Consider the following 16,434-nt stretch of genomic DNA (forward strand, 5'->3'; position numbering starts at 1 on the left):
GCCCGTCCACTCATGACGGGCTATAAGAGCCCATCCCACAATAACAATTAAAATTGTAAGTTATTTAATTCGCGATCCTTACTCCTACACCCGTTGGGAGGTCAAACAAAAAATATTCGATCATTTATTGACGACGAAAGCGGTAGGGAAAGGAACGGGATTAGGATTGGCGCACGGCTGATTGTAGTTGAGAAACACTTTAGTATGCTAGAAGTCAACTCAACTTTAGATCGCGGTACAGAATTTATAATTTCACTGCCATGTTGAACATTACCTGGGTAATTTATAGCCAATTTTGGGATTTTTATTGAAAATTGAAAGTTTTTTACACCCGACTTTACAATTTATAGTGAGGGATAACTTCTGCCAAAGTCTTGATACTTCCGTCGGGCTAATTCATAAAGGAATCTCGATCGCAAATTCCGTACCTTCTCCTACGGTGGAACGGCAGCTTAAGGATCCGGCGTGTTTTTCCGCGACAATTCGGTAACTGATGGCTAACCCTAAACCAGTGCCTTTTCCCATCGGTTTTGTCGTGAAAAACGGGTCAAATAATCGGCTACGCACGTCTTCTGTCATGCCGATCGCATTATCGGAAATGCGAATACAAATACTATTTTCGTTCAGGGCTTCTGTGCGAATGCTAATAGTTGGTTCCCAATCGTCGCCGCCGGCTGCCGCTCGCCTTTTTTGGTTGCAAGCATCTTCCAATGCGTCAATACTGTTGCTCAGCAGGTTCATAAATACCTGATTTAGCTGACCTGCATAACATTCTATTAAGGGGAGTTTACCGTAATCTTTGATTACTTTAATTTCTGGATAGTCGCCTCTGGCGCGCAGTTTGTTGTGTAAAATTAGCAGCGTATTGTCTATGCCTTCATGAACGTTGGTAGGCTTTTTTACCGAGTCGTCTAAACGCGAGAAATTTCGCAAGCTCAGAACTATTTCGCGAATGCGATCGGCTCCCATTTTCATCGAAGATAATATTTTCAGTAAATCTTCTCTCAGAAATTCTAAATCGATATTGTCAATACATTCTTGAACTTCTACCAGCGGCTGAGGATAGTGTTTTTGGTAAAGTTCTACAAGCTGCAACAAGTCTCTGATATATTGGCTGGCGTAGGAAATATTGCCGTAGATAAAACTGACAGGGTTATTAATTTCGTGAGCTACTCCAGCTACCATTTGACCGAGACTTGACATTTTTTCGGTATGAATTAGATGAGCTTGAGTTTCTCGGAGTTCTTTGAGAGCGATTTCTAGCTGCTGGGCTCTGTTGTTGGCGATCGCCTCGGAGAGGCGCAAAGCATCCTCCGCTGCTTTGCGCTCTGTGATGTCAAAAATGGCGCCGTTGAGGGATAAAACTTTACCGTCTGCGTTGAAAAGGGCTTGACCTTTCTCTGCAACCCACCGCACATTTCCGTCGCAGTGAATTAGGCGATATTCGATGATGTAAGGTTGTTTTGTCTTAATAGCCCGATCGATAATTGTCTCGATTTGCTCCACGTCATCGGCATGAACTATACTCGGAAAAGCCTGCACCGGTTTTTGCATAAAGTTAGCTGCCGGATAGCCGGAAATAGCTTCGATGCCACTGCTGATAAAAGTTACGCTCGATCGCCCCGCAGCACTGCAGCGGTAAACCGCACCGGGAATGCTAGAAACTAATGACCTAAATTCTTCTTCCCTTTCTCGCAAAGCTGCCTCAATCCGCTTGCGTTCGCTAATGTCACGAGCAAACGCACACTGATATTCTTTGCCGTTAAATTCCAAATGGTTGATGGTAATTTCTACGGGAAAAATGCGACCGTACTTAGTGAGGTGGTGAACTTCAATATTAACCGAACCGCAGCGTTTTAAGACTTTCCAGTGCAAACTCCAAGCAGTTTGGGGAAAATCTGGATTGATGTCGTGCACGGTCATCGAGAGCAATTCTGCGGCAGAATATCCTAATGAAGTGCAAGCAGCGTCGTTGACGTACAAAAATTTACCGTCGGGCCCGATCCAGAATATCGCATCTGCCGATCGGTCGATCGCAAATTGAGTCAGTTGCAACTTTTCCTCAACCCGCTGGCGATCGGCAATTTCTTTTTCTAACTGTTCGTTAAGCGAATTGAGAGCTAAAGTGCGATCGACAATAGTATCTAAAGGGTAAATATCGAGCAATTGTTTTGCCAATTCTCCTTTCTCGATATCATATTCGGGCTGATTTTGTTCTACTTTTTTTAAAGACATTTGTTGAAATTTTTCTTTTTGATTGAAACCAGACTCGGCAAGTGCTTTCGGCATGAGGGCGAGGGCAGTTGCGGCTAAAAGCAAAGAAATCAAAGCACTTGCTGCTTTGAGAGTTATCAACAGCCAATATATGGAATGCCAAAGCGTCCAAACTTCCGTCAATTTAGCGGCGCTCCAGGCAAAAAAAACAATGGCAAACAGCCGGAAAATCTTGCGCTGAGAACCTTGGCGGGTAAAATAAACTAACGATAGGGCGATCGAGCAATAAGCCAGTGCCGTCAGCGAGTCAAAAACAGCGTACAATCGCAACTCCGGCACCAGGTTGCAGGCGAGTCTAGAAGATACAGCAAGTGTGGAAAAAAAAATTGTTAATTGTTCTTGCATAAAGTTCAAGAAAAAAATTATCTGTACCAATGCAAATCGGATCAAATCTAATTATTTGATTTCGGCTAGTGAAATATTTACATAATTATATACTTTTTTCATTTTTTATGAAACAGCTATTTTTTCAGGAAATGTCAAAACTGTCGAGGTGGGGCCCTGGGAACGAAGTTTTTCCCAAGCATGAGCCATGCCGAGCGTCACGGCTCGCAACGTAAGCATTGCTCCCTGTGACGGAATACATAGGTTTGCCTACTGATTGCTTCAGAAACATTTAAATAGTTAACGATCGCTATTAAATTTTCTTTGAGATTACTTAAGCAGTGAGCCAGGGGTTAAAAACCCCTGGCTCACAGATGGACTAACAGACTTTTAAGGCAAAGAAAATCTCAATTTTTCCGCTGGAAATCCACAATTAAGCACCGCCCAGCGCCCAATGCACCAAAGTCCGAACACCAAAACCAGTAGCCCCAGGGCCATTATAGCCATTTTCTTTGTCAGTCCAAACCGGGCCGGCAATATCTAAATGCGCCCATGCAGTATCCTTTACAAACTGCTTCAAAAATAGCGCCGCCGTAATCGAACCGCCGGGACGCGGGCCAGTATTTTTCATGTCGGCGTGCAATGCTTTCAACCCCTCAAAATACTTCTCTTCCATCGGCATCCGCCAAAATTTTTCGCCGGCCAATTCTGAGGCGGCGACTATTTCGGCAGCGACGCTATCTTGAGGACTCCACAAACCCGCGATATCGTCGCCTAAAGCAATTACGCAGGCCCCGGTTAGAGTTGCTAAATCTACTATTGCGTCAACTCCCAATTTATCAGCAAATACCAAAGCATCAGCCAGGGTTAAACGACCTTCAGCGTCGGTATTGTTGACTTCAATTGTTTTGCCGTTGGAAGCTGTAAGAATGTCTCCAGGGCGCATGGCGCGGCCGCTGATCATGTTTTCTGTGACGGCGCTGATAAAGTGAACTTCCACATCGGGTTTGATGTGACCGATCGCCTTTGCCGCTCCCAAAGTAGCCGCAGCGCCGCCCATATCTACTTTCATCATTTCAATGCCGCTGCCCGCACCTTTGATGTTCAAACCGCCAGAATCAAAGGTCAATCCTTTGCCGACAATTGCTATTTTGCGGCGCGGTGTGCCTTCGGGTTTGTAAGTTAAATGGATGAATTTAGGCGGTAAATCAGATGCTAGGGCAACGCCGAGAAAGGCTCCCATTCCAAGTTTTTCGCAGTCTTCTCGCTCCAATATTTCTAATTCTAAACCGCATTCGGTAGCTAGACTTTGAGCGGTTTCTGCCATGGTAATCGGGGTGACAAAATTTGCAGGCGCTGCGACTAATTCCCGTGCTAAAATGACTCCGGCAGTGATTTGGCGGGCGCGGACGATCGCACTTTCGGTACCGGCAAAACCGAGCAAATGAATTTGTTCGAGTTGCGGGCTTTTGTCTTCCTGTTCCGATTTGAAACGGTTGTCTTGATTCAAGGAGAGTTCTACACCTTCGGCGATGGCGCTTGCTGTAGAATCCGGCGCGTTTTTCCACACCGGAAAGCTAATTCCGAGGGTTTTGCATTTCTCTTTTTTGGCTAACTTGGCGCAAACGCCTGCAGCTTGCCGCACGGTGTCTAATTTTAAGTCCTCTGTTTTGCCCAAACCGACGATCGCAATTTTGCGAATGGGATTATTGCCGCCGACGCGGGTGATGGCGCTCGTGCCCACTTTGCCCTTAAAATCTACTTCCAGTAGCAGCTCTTTCAAAGTGCCTGCAAGCTTTTCATCTAATTGTGCCAGCTCGCCGGTGAATTCCAAGCCGTCCTCAAATAGACCAATTGCCAGGGCGTCTCCTGTCCAAACAGAGCGGGGCGTATCGGTGACTAGAAATTCCATGTTTTGATTTACACTTTAGATTTTAGATTTTTGATTGTACTTTGCAGTGGGTGGTTTGTGGTTTTTCGTTGGTGCGGGGAAATAGATCGATCGCACAAATTTTCGGCTCCACATCAAAATAAATTCTGCTACTATATCAGCCAAGTCCGCCTGCGATCGGATCTTCCACCAATCTCAATCATCTGTTTGGGGGTCGGCTGTCCGTTTTTGCCCCACTATTAACATTTATTTCTCGTTGAACAGGCATCCTGCCTGTGATGGCGTAGAACACCCATCCTGCCTCTGATGGCTCTTGACAAACGATCGGTTCTCTATATCTTATTCTCTTAAATTTTCCCATGCTAAAACGACGCCGGGCCCGATTTTCTGTTTTAATCAGCGTTTCAGTTTGCGTTATTGCGATCGGCTCTTTGGTTGCTGCGATGAAATTGATGGGTTTGGGCTCATCCCAGAAGGCCGAGCAGCCCCAGAATGCAGCGAATTCCGAATCGCAAGTCAAGATGCTGGTATCGCTGTCACCGAGCGAGCGATCGGCGAAATTAGTTGAAATTGCAGCCAGTCAGCCTCCTGCAAGTACGAACCCGCAGCAGCAAATCTCCCCTCAAAGCCGCGCCCGCTACCTGCTGGCCAGCGATTTAATCCAGCAAGGAAATGCCGCCAAAGCATTAAAATTATTGGACAAATTAGAGCAAGAATATCCGGTTTTAGCCTCTCACATTGCCCTAAAAAGGGCCCGAGCTTACCAATTGAGCGGCGACAAAGGCAAAACTAAAAAAGCTTGGGAGGAACTGCTCAAAAACTATCCGAGGGACCCGGTAGCAGCGGAAGCTTTATATGTTTTAGGCAAGTCAAAACCGGAATATTGGCAACAGGCAATTACTGAATTTCCCGCTCATCCCCGCAGCGTAGAAATTGCTCTCGGCAAGTTAAAAGAAAATCCCAATCAGCCCCAGTTAATGCTGCTAGTAGCAAAACACGGTCATTATGTCAAAGATTACGGGACAATTGTGGAACAACTGGTGCAGCGAAACAGCGCAGGTTTGAAACCGGAAGATTGGGAAGAAATTGCCTTTGGCTATTGGGAAAAACAAGATTATGGCAAAGGAGCTATTGCTTACGGGAAAGCTCCCCGCAACGCCAAAAATCTTTACCGCAAAGCTCGCGGTTTGTGGCTCGACGGAAAAATCCCGGAATCGAGAATTGCCTATCAAGAATTAGTGCGCGATTTTCCCGATGCCGAAGATACTGGTTTGGGTTTAATTCGGCTATCGCGGCTGAGCGAACCGAAAGAAGCGATCGTTTTGCTCGATCGAGTTATTAGCAAATTCCCCAATCATGCCCCCGAAGCTTTGTTAGATAAATCCCAACTTCTCGACAAAGCACGCAGTGGTCAATCCGCCTCAGATACCCGGAAGTTGCTCTTGACAAAATACAATAATTCTGATAAAGCAGGCGAATTGCGGTGGACGATCGCCCAACAGTTTGCCAAAGGCGGAGATTTAAAATCAGCTTGGCAGTGGGCCAGAGAATTAACCACCCATAATCCCGACAGCGAACAAGCTCCAGAAGCAGCATTTTGGGTCGGGAAATGGGCACAGCAACTCGGTCGGCAACAAGACGCCAAGACTGCATTTGAGTACACTATATTACGCTATCCAGAATCATATTTTGCGTGGCGATCGGCTGTACTTCTCGGCTGGCCCGTCGGCGACTTTACCACAGTCCGAGATTTGTCTCCCAATGTAGTGCGGCCGCCTCAGCGCCCCGAACCAATGGCAGGTTCTCCTGCCTTGAAAGAACTCTATCAATTAGGTCAAGATAGAGATGCTTGGACGCTGTGGCAAATAGAATTTATCGACCGCGTAGAACCCAGTATTGCCGAACAGTTTACCGACGGTTTAATGCGAGTTGCAGTCGGAGACAATTTAGACGGTTTGTGGATGGTTGGGAGTTTGCGGCAGCGCGATAAACCAGATGATAGAACCCAATACCTCGAACTCAGACAGCAACCGATTTATTGGCAAGCACTTTATCCTTTTCCTTACTTAGAAACCATTGTCAAATGGTCGCAAGATCGCAAAATAAATCCAGTATTAGTAACAGCATTGATCCGGCAAGAATCGCGATTTATGCCCGCTATTAAATCATCAGTTGGCGCCACAGGTTTAATGCAAGTAATGCCGGAAACAGCAGCTTGGGTTGCTGGACAAATTAGCCTCAAAAAGTATTCATTGGAGAATGTGGACGACAACGTTAAACTCGGTACATGGTATTTGGATCACACTCACGACGAGTACAAGAATAACTCAATGTTAGCTGTGGCGAGTTATAATGCCGGGCCAACTGCAGTATCAGATTGGTTGAAGAGGTTTAATTTTAGTGACCCGGATGCTTTTGCGGAAAAGATTCCGTTTCCTGAAACCAAAGGATACGTAAAATCGGTGTTTGAGAATTACTGGAATTATCTGCGGATTTACAATCCAGAAGTTAATCAGTTAATGAGTGAGCATTATGCGGCTGCTCAGAAAAAAGCAAAGTGAATTATTCGTGGTGTGGGGGCGGGTTTATCTAAATTGTTGGTAATCCTTAGATATTTTTGGTGGAACCCGCCCCTACCAAATAGGGTTTCGTAGGGGTGGGTTCCACCAACCATAATCGCCCCAAACAAACAATTTCAAAAACCCGCCCCCACCCAACAAACAATCATCAGTAATTGACCGGAGATGATATCAGCGGCATCCCAAAGAATCGCGAGTAGAAATCCCAGTTTGGGAATTAATCCCGGTGGCCTTTGTGCACAATTCTTTAACTTGTGATCCGTCCATAATTGCATCAGTAAAGTCAGCGCCGGTAATATCAGCTCCCTCAAAAGTAGAACGCAGCAAAATTGTTTCTGCTAATATTGCATCGCTTAAATCGGCCTTAGTAAATTTAACTTGATCAATCATTGCATTAGTTAAATTTGCTCCGTGCAAATTCGCCTCAGTCATCACCGAAGCGCTCATAATTGCTCCCCGCAAATCGGCATTAGAAAAATTAGTCAAGTCCATATTAGCGTTAGAAAACTCAGCGGCCCGCAGCATTTGACCAGAAAAATCGCGTCTTGTCAGTTCGGCGTTGCTAAAGGACAAGGGCGGAGCGTAATATTTAGATTGAGCTTGGGCTGGCCGCGGCAGGATGAAGATAGTTAGCGCGAATAGGAATGCTGCTAGTTGCCGGAGTTTCATAATTCTGATATTCTCGCAAGGTGGGTATTTCGTAGTGTATCCCGAACTTTGGTCGATCGACTAAACAGTTACAATCTGAATTAATAGTGATGGAGATGGAAAAAAAGATATGCTAAGTTTTTTCTTAACTTGGATAGTAGCCGCAGTTTCGCTGGTCATTACCGCTAACATTGTACCAGGTATGGCGGTGGTTAGCTTTCCGGCGGCGATGCTGGCTGCTGTTGTTATCGGATTGGTGAATGCGGTTGTCAAACCGATTATTACATTGCTGACGCTTCCTTTGACCATTATTACTTTAGGTTTGTTTTTATTCGTTGTCAATGCAATTTCGCTTTCCCTGGCTTCCTGGTTAGCGAGTGTGTTCAGTATCGGCTTTGTGGTTAACGGTTTTTGGCCGGCTTTGGTGGGTTCCATTGTGTTGTCATTCGTTTCTGGGTTGATTGGTCGATTTGTGAATGCCAATACTTTGTCTCAGTAGTAGATTATCCCAGATATTCGATCGGGCAAACTGCAACGGCTACTGTTACCGCAGAACCCGCCCTAACCCCTCCTTGTGAAAGGGGGGGATTTTTGCTGCGAAATATTTGTTTAGGGACTAAAAGCCTTTGCTGGGCGGACAAGATGCCCACCCCACAAGCAGATTCAGTCTTTGTGGAACAGGCATCTTGCCTGTTGTTGAGAATTGTAGAACAGGCAAGATGCCTGTTCTTGAGAATGGTACGGGCAGGCAAGAGGCCCTCCCCACAAGCAGATTCAGTCTTTGTGGAACAGGCATCTTGCCTGTTGTTGAGAATTGTGGAACAGGCATCTTGCCTGTTCTTGAGAATAGTACAAGATATTAGTTCGATCGCACAAAGTGCCGCAGCTTCTGCTACGCTGGGCGTGCCGACTTCTTTGACTACAATATTTGAAGGATTGGGGACTTCTACGGAACTTAAAATGTCAGCCCCAAAGGTTTTTAACGGCCAATTTCGCGCTTGACAAAGCTCCAGCAAGCCGACTTCACCTGCTTTAGTATCTATTGTAGCAATACCTGCGATCGCACTTTCGGCTAAATGATAAGCACGGCATACTTGTTTAATCGCAGTTTCGATTAATTCTCGCCCTGTTCCGCCTTCACAACCTATCCCTACCCACAACACTCTCGGATGCCACTGAACCTTTGGCAAAACAGATTCCGGCGAAAATCTTCTCTGGGTGAAACTAATCCAAATTCGGGCTTTGATAGTTGATAGATTTTCCCCATCCCAATACAAAGAATGTTTTTCTGGCAGACTGTTTTGCCACAACGTAGAACCCACTTCTTGAATTACTTCGACAGTTTCCCCTCTAGCAAGAGCCGCCGCCACTCCAGTCCAGTCACCTTCGCCCCGCCTCCAACCGCTGGGAATCTCTAGCATATCTAAAGTAAATTCATCGTTCATTATTCAGTTATCTATTCTGTAGTTTCACTGCGACCGCAATCTTAAAAAAAACTTAACACTCTGTTTAGTGAAAATTTTGGTATAATTGTAGCACAAACTACAAAAAACCCAAGATTTAAGATGGTAGAACTAAATCAGTTACTGTTAGAGTTTGAAAGCAACCTCAAATGGGAAGGAGTGACAAAAGAATGGATAGACCGCCGGGAAAGTTGGGTTAGCGATGTGGCAGCATCAGTTAACCTGACATATCTAGCAGAATTGCTAGTTGAATTGGAATCTAACTTGCAGTGGGAATCGGTGGATATTCAGTGGCAACAGCGTCGAGACCGTTGGGTAGAAGAATGTCTGGCAGCATCGATTGTTCAAGAAGTATCAAGTTTATTGCTGGAACTTGAAACCAATACCAATTGGGAAGCGGTTACCGATGAATGGCAGCAGAATCGCGAGAAATGGGTACAGCAAATGCACAAGTTTAAGGAGTAGTTTCGAGGATTTAGAGCCTGTAGATATGCGTTTTCAGACTCTAACATTTCCTAATGACTAATCACTAATTCTTCATCTTTCTGCCAAACTCCATTCAGAAAAATATCAGCGAGTCCTTCAGCCATTTCCTGCATTTGCTGCCGAGAAGCATTCGGCTTCATAATCGTATTTTGACTGAAGGGCGCCACTGCAAACATTCTCAAAAATACCTGAGCCGTTTCCCAAAAAGCCTCAGCCACATCGCTCACTATAAAAAACCAAGAGTCTAAATCAATAAAATTTGTACAAAAATAGCACCAACTGCAAACAAGACAAAATTTAATATGGTAGAACTAAACCAATTACTGTTAGAGTTTCAAGCCCACCTAAACGGGGATGCAGTGACGGAAGAATGGAAAGAACGTCGCGACTGTTGGATGAGCGAGGTGTCAGCAGCAATTGACGAAAAACACCTAGCCAAATTGCTAGTTGAATTAGAATCAAATTATCAGCGAGAAGCAGTACAAAGTCTCTGGAAAATGATCCGTGAAAGTTGGGTAGAAGAATGTCATATAGCATCGACGCTGGAAGAAGTATCAAGTCTCTTGCTGGAACTTGAAAGCAATACAACTTGGGAAGTAGTGACGGATGAATGGCAGAATAATCGGGAGAAGTGGGTACAGCAAATGTACGAATTTATAGAGTAATTGGGGATTGGGGATGGGTGAGGGGTTATTGGTTATAACTGAGATATTGCACCATTCTCAATTAGCCGTAGGGGCGGGTTCGCCAACAGCCTTAAAGCTTGCAAATAGGTTCTATAAACCCGCCAGACCCCACGAAAAATCCTCTTATTGATATTGCTGCAAGATGTCGGTTATAACCAATAACCAATAAATAACCAATAACTAATAACTAATGACTAATTATTCATCTTTCTGCAAAACCCCATTCAGAAAAATATCTGCGAGTCCTTCGGCCATTTCCTGCATTTCCTGGGGCGAAGCATTCGGCTCCATAATCGTATTTTGACTGAAACCCGCGACTGCAAACATTCCCAAAAATACCTGAGCGACAATCTTCGGATTCATCTTCCGATAAACTCCTTTTTCCATCGCGGTTTCAAAAAAAGCCTCAGCCACATCGCTCATTTTTCCGATGACTTCCAACTGAATTCTGTCGCGCAAATCCGGGTGAAATTGTGCCTCCAAAAAACACACCCGCATCATGTCGCTATTCTCGCGGATATTCAGCATCCGTCGCCGCATCACCTGAGCCACTGCTTTGTAACTGCCCATCTCGCTTAATTCTGTCAGCAAATCCGTCAGCAACTCCACCCATCCTTCCGTCGCCACCTCAATCAAAATCGCTTTTTTATTATCAAAATGCCGAAAAAGCGTACCCTCGGCCACCCCCGCCGCTGCTGCTAAATCGCGAGTTGTCGTCCCGTCGTATCCGCTGCGGGCAAACAACCGCTGAGCGGCTTGTAAAATCCGCTTCTTGGTTTCTGTTTCAGAAGGAGGAGACTGATTAAAAATTCGCATGGCTTTGCAATGGGTAATTTGCTACTTGGAACTACGGGAGCTGGACTGAGGGACTAATTGATGTTAAGTTTTAAAAAGAATCTCTGGCATTGAGGGCAAACATTTTTTTGTTTGACAATCCAAAATCCAAAATCTAAAATCTAAAATCGAATGACCCTTTTTGAGATTTGCTGTATCAGCCTAACATCTGCGGCGCAACAGATCGCTTATGCCTCAAAAAATCTTTATCCTGAGAAAAGAATCTCTGGCCACCGAGCACAAACATTGTTTGTTTGACAATCCAAAATCTAAAATCTAAAATCTAAAATCGAATGACCCCGCAGTTCCAAAAACCCCGTGAAGCGAAGCTATCCCCTAGGGAATCGCCCGTGAGCCAAACTCGATTCATTGCCTCCCTGCTGGCCGCTGTACTGCTGTGGTGGGGAGTTTCCCCCGAAATAGCCCTTGCCCGCCCCAACCCTGCTAGCGGCTCCCAAGCAGTCTCTGTTCAACCGTCGCTCGATCGAGTAATCAGCCAAGTCAGCGAATTTAAGCTCGACAACGGCATGAAATTCATCGTACTCGAAAGGCCCAGAGCGCCCGTAGCATCGTTTCTGATTCACGCCGATGTCGGCGGGGCAAACGAACCCGACGGCCAAACCGGAGTCGCTCACTATCTCGAACATTTAGCCTTCAAAGGCACGCCAAAAATCGGCACTACCGACTACCAAGCCGAAAAGCCGCTGCTAGAAAAACAAGACCAACTCTTCGAGCAAATGCAAGCAGCCAAGGCCAGCGGCAAAACTGAAGAAGTCGCCCAATTAAAAGCAGAATTTGACAAAGTTGAAGCCGAAGCGTCGCAATTTGTCAAGCGCAATGAACTGGGCAAAATAGTCGAACAAGCAGGCGGAGTCGGACTAAATGCCGCTACTTCCACCGACGCTACGATGTATTTTTACAGCCTGCCAGCTAATAAGTTAGAAATGTGGATGTCGCTGGAATCAGAGCGATTTCTAGAACCAGTATTTCGGGAATTTTACAAAGAAAAACAGGTAATTTTAGAAGAGCGCAGGCTGCGAACCGAGAATTCTCCGATCGGACAAATGGTTGAAGCTTTTGCCAACAAAGCTTTCTCTGTTCATCCCTACCGTCGCCCCGTAATTGGCTACACTGAAGACATTAAAAACCTCACCCGCAGCGACGTGCAGAAGTTTTTCGATACTCACTATGTCCCCAGCAAGCTGACTGTGGCAGTGGTAGGAGACGTGAAAGCTTCGGAGGTGAAGCGACTCGCTCAAATTTATTTCGGCCGTTACAAGGCTTCACCAGAGCCTCCAGAATTGCAGATTGTCGAACCTCCCCAAACGCAAACTAAGGAAGTGACGCTGCAATTAAAAACTCAACCTTGGTATTTGGAAGGATACCACAAACCGGCGATGAATCATCCCGACAATGCGGTTTATGAAATGATTGGTTCTTTGCTCAGCGATGGCCGCACTTCTCGGCTCTATAAATCTTTGGTAGAACAACAGCAATTGGCGCTGGCTGCTCAAGGTTTCAGTGGTTATCCTGGGGAAAAGTATCCGAATTTGATGTTATTTTACGCTCAAACTGCTCCGGGCCGCACGGTTGATGAAGTAGCCTCCGCTTTGAGGAAGGAAATCGAGCGCCTGAAAACAGAGCCGGTTTCTGCTTTGGAATTGGAGCGCGTGAAAACTCAGGCGAGAGCCGATTTGTTGCGATCGCTCAATTCTAATATGGGCATGGCATTTTCGCTGGTGGACTATCAAGTAAACACCGGTTCGTGGCGAAATTTGTTTAAGGAATTGGATGCGATCGCGGCTGTTACTCCCGCTGACATTCAGCGTGTCGCTCAGGCAACTTTCCGCCCGGAAAATCGCACGATTGGTAAGCTTTTGCCTCTGTAAGAAGAAGGAAGAAGGAAGAAAAACTCGTTTTCAGGCTCTGCCCCTTCCTGACAACTTAAGACTAAAACCCATAATAAATGTCGCTTTTAGTCGAATCTAGATCCCCCTAAATCCCCCTTAAGAAGGGGGACTTTGAGAACACTCTTGTCCCCCCCTTAATAAGGGGGGTTAGGGGGGATCTTGCAGTTCGCGACAAACAAGAGAGACGGTAGGTTTAACGTTAAGTTGTCACGCCTTGGGCAGAGGCGGGGAACGCAGATCCAGAGGCTCTGCCTCGCTATGTCACAATAGGAAACTTAGGAGAAAGAATGAAAAGGACTAAATTGATACTGAAAAAAGTAAAGTTATTTCTGCTATCGCTGTGCTTTTTTACAGTTTCACTGGGCACGTTTAATTTGTTACCTTCCTTTGCTGCTGCACCGAAACACTACGACGAATTAACATTTCCCCCGCTGTCCGAAATTAAACTGCCTAAATATACTCGCTTCGAGCTGAAAAATGGTATCCGGGTTTATCTTATGGAAGACCGGGAATTGCCGTTAGTCGGGGGAACGGCGCTATTTCGCACGGGCGATCGTTTTGAACCAGCCGATAAAATTGGATTGGGAGGTTTGACGGGAGAAGTGATGCGAACTGGCGGTACTAGCCGGCATACTGCTGATGAATTAAATCAGTTGCTAGAACAGCGAGCAGCTTCGGTAGAAACGGGGATTGATGTTGCTTCTGGCACGGCTAATTTTAGTGCTTTAGCTGAAGATTTGGAACCCGTGTTTGACTTATTTGCGGAAGTGATTCGGGAGCCAATGTTTGCTCAGGAAAAGTTAGATTTAGCGAAGAACCAAACTCAAGGTGCGATCGCCCGCCGCAATGACGATCCTAACGATATTACCGGCCGCGAGTTTCAAAAGTTAATTTATGGCGATCGCAGTCCTTACGCGCGCACGGTAGAATACAAAACCCTCGCCAATATTTCCCGCGACGATGTGGTGAGTTTCTACCAGAAATATTTCCATCCCAAGAATATGATTTTGGGTATTGCTGGCGATTTTGATACAGCTAAAATGCGATCGCTCGTCGAGGAAAAATTCGGCAACTGGGAACCGAATCAAAGTGCAGAAGTGCCTGCTCTACCAACCGTATCGCCAGCAAAGGACGGCGGCATATTTTTAGTAAATCAGCCGCAATTAAGTCAAAGTTACGTGCAAATGGGACATTTGGGCGGAATGCTCAGCAGTCCAGATTACGGTGCTTTGGACGTAATGAACGGGGTTCTCAACGGTTTCGGCGGCCGTTTGTTCAATAACGTGCGATCGCGCCAAGGCTTAGCTTATTCAGTATACGCGGCTTGGAGTCCGAGATATGACTATCCGGGGGTGTTTGTCGCAGGAGGCCAAACGCGATCAGATGCCACCGTACCGTTTATCCAGGCAATTCGCGCCGAGATCGATCGTATCCGCACCGAACCAATTACCCAGGAAGAATTAGCTTTTGCTAAAGATTCCACCCTAAATTCATTCATCTTCAAATTTGAAAATCCCAGTCAAACTTTGTCGCGATTAATCCGCTACGAATACTACGGTTATCCCGAAGATTTCATTTTTCGCTACCGCCGCAGCATCGAAGCAGCAACAATTGCCGACGTGCAGCGCGTAGCTCAGACTTATTTGAAACCGGAGAATCTGGTAACATTAGTAGTGGGAAATACGGCGGCAATTGAACCGCCGTTATCGAGTTTGGGAACTTCGGTCAAAGTGCAATCTGTTGATATCACAATTCCCTCGGCGACTTAATTTATTTGTGATTAGGAGTCGCCGATCTGGGTAAGGACACGGCAATGCCGTGTCCCTCCTCTTTGCCACACAATCCTACACTAAAAATCAATACTCAAAGGCGATCTCGGAAACGGAATCACATCCCGAATATTCCCCATTCCAGTCATAAACTGCACTAACCGTTCAAATCCCAAACCAAACCCAGCGTGAGGTACAGTGCCGTAGCGGCGCAAATCCAAATACCACCACAATTCCTCCTTATTCATACCCTGGGCTTCCATGCGCCGCTCCAACACATCCAGCCTTTCTTCCCGCTGCGAACCGCCGATAATTTCCCCAATATTAGGAGCCAAAACATCCATTGCTCGCACCGTTTTCTCGTCCTCATTTAAACGCATATAAAATGCTTTAATCCCGACGGGATAATCGCTGACAATGGTCGGCTTTTTAAACAAATCCTCAGCCAAATAACGCTCGTGTTCCGACTGCAAATCCAAGCCCCAACTTACCGGAAAATCAAACTTTTTGTCGGCTTTTTCCAAAAGTGCGATCGCCTCGGTATAAGTAATCCGCTCAAACTGATTATTAATGATATTTTCAGCAGTAGCCAAAACCGTTTTGTCAATGCGATCGTTGAAAAACTCCATATCTTCCGGGCAATGCTCCAAAACGTATTTAAAAATGTACTTTAAAAACGCCTCAGCCAAATCCATATCTCCCTGCAAATCGCAGAAAGCCATCTCCGGTTCAATCATCCAAAACTCCGCCAAATGCCGCGAAGTATTAGAATTTTCCGCTCGGAAAGTCGGGCCAAAAGTGTAAACATTTCCGAAAGCCATCGCCATAACTTCCGCTTCCAACTGGCCGCTAACTGTTAAATAGGCGCGCTTTCCAAAAAAGTCTTTAGCATAATCAACCTCTTGCGAATCAGTGCGTGGCACATTCTTTAAATCAAAGTTAGTAACGGCGAACATTTCCCCCGCACCTTCGCAGTCGCTAGCAGCAATAATCGGAGTATGAACCCACAAAAAACCGCGTTCTTGAAAAAATTGGTGTACCGCCGCCGAACAAGCATTGCGGACTCGAAAGACAGCACCGTGAGTGTTTGTGCGCGGCCGCAAATGCGCGATTGTCCGCAAAAATTCAAAGGAATGGCGCTTTTTTTGCAGGGGATAAGTTTGCGGGTCTGCATCACCGTAAACTTGTACTTGTGAAGCTTTCAACTCAATTCGCTGTCCTTTTGCGGGAGACGCTACCAGCACACCCGACACTTCTAGAGATGCACCTGTATTCAGTTGTTTCAGTACATTTTCAAAATCTGGCAAATCGGAATTTATGACTACTTGCAAGTTAGCCATCGCCGAACCATCGTTGACTTCGACAAAGGCAAAATCTTTCAATTCGCGCTTAGTGCGAACCCAGCCTTGAACAGTTACCGTTTCGTCGGGTTCACCAGCGCGCAAAATTGCTGCAATCCGTTGATTTGTCATATCCACTCCCGTTTATTTAATATTTTGCACCATAATTCTCTCTTTTCTCTTCCTCTGCGCCCTCTGCGCCCTCTGCGGTAAAAAAAAATCAAAAATCA

At 45.8% G+C, this 16,434-nt stretch carries 13 protein-coding genes and 2 pseudogenes; 8 read left to right on the forward strand and 7 right to left on the reverse strand.

Annotated elements, in window-relative coordinates:
• Positions 1–97 precede the first annotated feature (97 nt).
• Positions 98–267: pseudogene (locus tag QUB39_RS30650) on the forward strand (sensor histidine kinase); the annotation flags it as partial.
• A 129-nt stretch (positions 268–396) separates the two neighbouring features.
• Here the strand turns inward: QUB39_RS30650 and QUB39_RS19295 are convergent.
• Both QUB39_RS19295 and QUB39_RS19300 read right to left on the reverse strand, forming a co-directional pair.
• A complete protein-coding gene (locus QUB39_RS19295) occupies positions 397–2,619 on the reverse strand; it encodes a PAS domain S-box protein (protein ID WP_333056370.1) in 2,223 nt (740 codons plus the stop codon).
• Between the two features lie 412 nt (positions 2,620–3,031).
• Positions 3,032–4,510: a leucyl aminopeptidase gene (locus QUB39_RS19300; protein ID WP_333056372.1), complete on the reverse strand. Its 1,479-nt coding sequence runs from the start codon at positions 4,508–4,510 to the stop codon at positions 3,032–3,034.
• A gap of 338 nt (positions 4,511–4,848) precedes the next feature.
• On the opposite strand from QUB39_RS19300, the gene QUB39_RS19305 reads away from it, so the two are divergent.
• Positions 4,849–7,050 (forward strand): transglycosylase SLT domain-containing protein, encoded by a 2,202-nt coding sequence (locus QUB39_RS19305; RefSeq protein ID WP_333056373.1) that lies wholly within the window; start codon positions 4,849–4,851, stop codon positions 7,048–7,050.
• Positions 7,051–7,239: 189 nt separating this feature from the next.
• Here QUB39_RS19305 and QUB39_RS19310 read toward each other — a convergent pair whose 3' ends face one another.
• The gene (locus QUB39_RS19310) at positions 7,240–7,737 is read right to left on the reverse strand and encodes a pentapeptide repeat-containing protein (protein ID WP_333056374.1); all 498 of its coding nucleotides are present in this window, start codon (positions 7,735–7,737) and stop codon (positions 7,240–7,242) included.
• Positions 7,738–7,846: 109 nt separating this feature from the next.
• Between QUB39_RS19310 and QUB39_RS19315 the strand changes: the two genes are divergently transcribed.
• The gene (locus tag QUB39_RS19315) at positions 7,847–8,215 is read left to right on the forward strand and encodes a phage holin family protein (protein ID WP_333207835.1); all 369 of its coding nucleotides are present in this window, start codon (positions 7,847–7,849) and stop codon (positions 8,213–8,215) included.
• 4 nt (positions 8,216–8,219) lie between these two features.
• On the opposite strand, the gene QUB39_RS19320 is transcribed toward QUB39_RS19315, so the two are convergent.
• The gene (locus QUB39_RS19320; RefSeq protein ID WP_333207833.1) at positions 8,220–9,161 is read right to left on the reverse strand and encodes a cobalamin biosynthesis protein; all 942 of its coding nucleotides are present in this window, start codon (positions 9,159–9,161) and stop codon (positions 8,220–8,222) included.
• A gap of 120 nt (positions 9,162–9,281) precedes the next feature.
• On the opposite strand from QUB39_RS19320, the gene QUB39_RS19325 reads away from it, so the two are divergent.
• Entirely contained in the window at positions 9,282–9,644 is a 363-nt protein-coding gene (locus QUB39_RS19325; protein WP_333056380.1) for a hypothetical protein, read from the forward strand.
• A gap of 50 nt (positions 9,645–9,694) precedes the next feature.
• Here the strand turns inward: QUB39_RS19325 and QUB39_RS19330 are convergent.
• A pseudogene (locus QUB39_RS19330) lies at positions 9,695–9,892 on the reverse strand (TetR/AcrR family transcriptional regulator); the annotation flags it as partial.
• A gap of 75 nt (positions 9,893–9,967) precedes the next feature.
• Between QUB39_RS19330 and QUB39_RS19335 the strand changes: the two are divergent.
• Positions 9,968–10,330: a hypothetical protein gene (locus QUB39_RS19335; protein WP_333056382.1), complete on the forward strand. Its 363-nt coding sequence runs from the start codon at positions 9,968–9,970 to the stop codon at positions 10,328–10,330.
• Between the two features lie 219 nt (positions 10,331–10,549).
• Here the strand turns inward: QUB39_RS19335 and QUB39_RS19340 are convergent, their stop codons facing one another.
• Complete coding sequence (locus QUB39_RS19340; protein WP_333056383.1) at positions 10,550–11,167, reverse strand: helix-turn-helix domain-containing protein; 618 nt, start codon at positions 11,165–11,167, stop codon at positions 10,550–10,552.
• 150 nt (positions 11,168–11,317) lie between these two features.
• On the opposite strand from QUB39_RS19340, the gene QUB39_RS19345 reads away from it, so the two are divergent.
• The 3 genes from QUB39_RS19345 to QUB39_RS19355 all read left to right on the forward strand — a co-directional run bounded on the left by QUB39_RS19345 (position 11,318) and on the right by QUB39_RS19355 (position 14,864).
• Positions 11,318–11,443, forward strand: a complete 126-nt coding sequence (locus QUB39_RS19345; RefSeq protein WP_333485130.1) for a hypothetical protein — start codon at positions 11,318–11,320, stop codon at positions 11,441–11,443.
• A 35-nt stretch (positions 11,444–11,478) separates the two neighbouring features.
• Complete coding sequence (locus QUB39_RS19350) at positions 11,479–13,074, forward strand: pitrilysin family protein (RefSeq protein ID WP_333261404.1); 1,596 nt, start codon at positions 11,479–11,481, stop codon at positions 13,072–13,074.
• A 308-nt stretch (positions 13,075–13,382) separates the two neighbouring features.
• The gene (locus QUB39_RS19355) at positions 13,383–14,864 is read left to right on the forward strand and encodes a pitrilysin family protein (RefSeq protein ID WP_333485131.1); all 1,482 of its coding nucleotides are present in this window, start codon (positions 13,383–13,385) and stop codon (positions 14,862–14,864) included.
• Between the two features lie 80 nt (positions 14,865–14,944).
• On the opposite strand, the gene asnS is transcribed toward QUB39_RS19355, so the two are convergent.
• Positions 14,945–16,336, reverse strand: a complete 1,392-nt coding sequence (gene asnS, locus QUB39_RS19360) for an asparagine--tRNA ligase (RefSeq protein ID WP_333261399.1) — start codon at positions 16,334–16,336, stop codon at positions 14,945–14,947.
• Positions 16,337–16,434: the final 98 nt, after the last annotated feature.

The organism is Microcoleus sp. AT8-B5 (genome assembly GCF_036705565.1).
Classification (GTDB): Bacteria; Cyanobacteriota; Cyanobacteriia; order Cyanobacteriales; family Microcoleaceae; genus Microcoleus.

Bases quoted from the DNA above. Each gene is read 5' to 3' on its own strand.
- QUB39_RS19295 (WP_333056370.1), bottom strand. From the start codon at position 2,619: ATGCAAGAACAATTAACAATTTTTTTTTCCACACTTGCTGTATCTTCT.
- QUB39_RS19300 (WP_333056372.1), bottom strand. From the start codon at position 4,510: ATGGAATTTCTAGTCACCGATACGCCCCGCTCTGTTTGGACAGGAGAC.
- QUB39_RS19305 (WP_333056373.1), top strand. From the start codon at position 4,849: ATGCTAAAACGACGCCGGGCCCGATTTTCTGTTTTAATCAGCGTTTCA.
- QUB39_RS19310 (WP_333056374.1), bottom strand. From the start codon at position 7,737: ATGAAACTCCGGCAACTAGCAGCATTCCTATTCGCGCTAACTATCTTC.
- QUB39_RS19315 (WP_333207835.1), top strand. From the start codon at position 7,847: ATGCTAAGTTTTTTCTTAACTTGGATAGTAGCCGCAGTTTCGCTGGTC.
- QUB39_RS19320 (WP_333207833.1), bottom strand. From the start codon at position 9,161: ATGAACGATGAATTTACTTTAGATATGCTAGAGATTCCCAGCGGTTGG.
- QUB39_RS19325 (WP_333056380.1), top strand. From the start codon at position 9,282: ATGGTAGAACTAAATCAGTTACTGTTAGAGTTTGAAAGCAACCTCAAA.
- QUB39_RS19335 (WP_333056382.1), top strand. From the start codon at position 9,968: ATGGTAGAACTAAACCAATTACTGTTAGAGTTTCAAGCCCACCTAAAC.
- QUB39_RS19340 (WP_333056383.1), bottom strand. From the start codon at position 11,167: ATGCGAATTTTTAATCAGTCTCCTCCTTCTGAAACAGAAACCAAGAAG.
- QUB39_RS19345 (WP_333485130.1), top strand. From the start codon at position 11,318: ATGACCCTTTTTGAGATTTGCTGTATCAGCCTAACATCTGCGGCGCAA.
- QUB39_RS19350 (WP_333261404.1), top strand. From the start codon at position 11,479: ATGACCCCGCAGTTCCAAAAACCCCGTGAAGCGAAGCTATCCCCTAGG.
- QUB39_RS19355 (WP_333485131.1), top strand. From the start codon at position 13,383: ATGAAAAGGACTAAATTGATACTGAAAAAAGTAAAGTTATTTCTGCTA.
- asnS (WP_333261399.1), bottom strand. From the start codon at position 16,336: ATGACAAATCAACGGATTGCAGCAATTTTGCGCGCTGGTGAACCCGAC.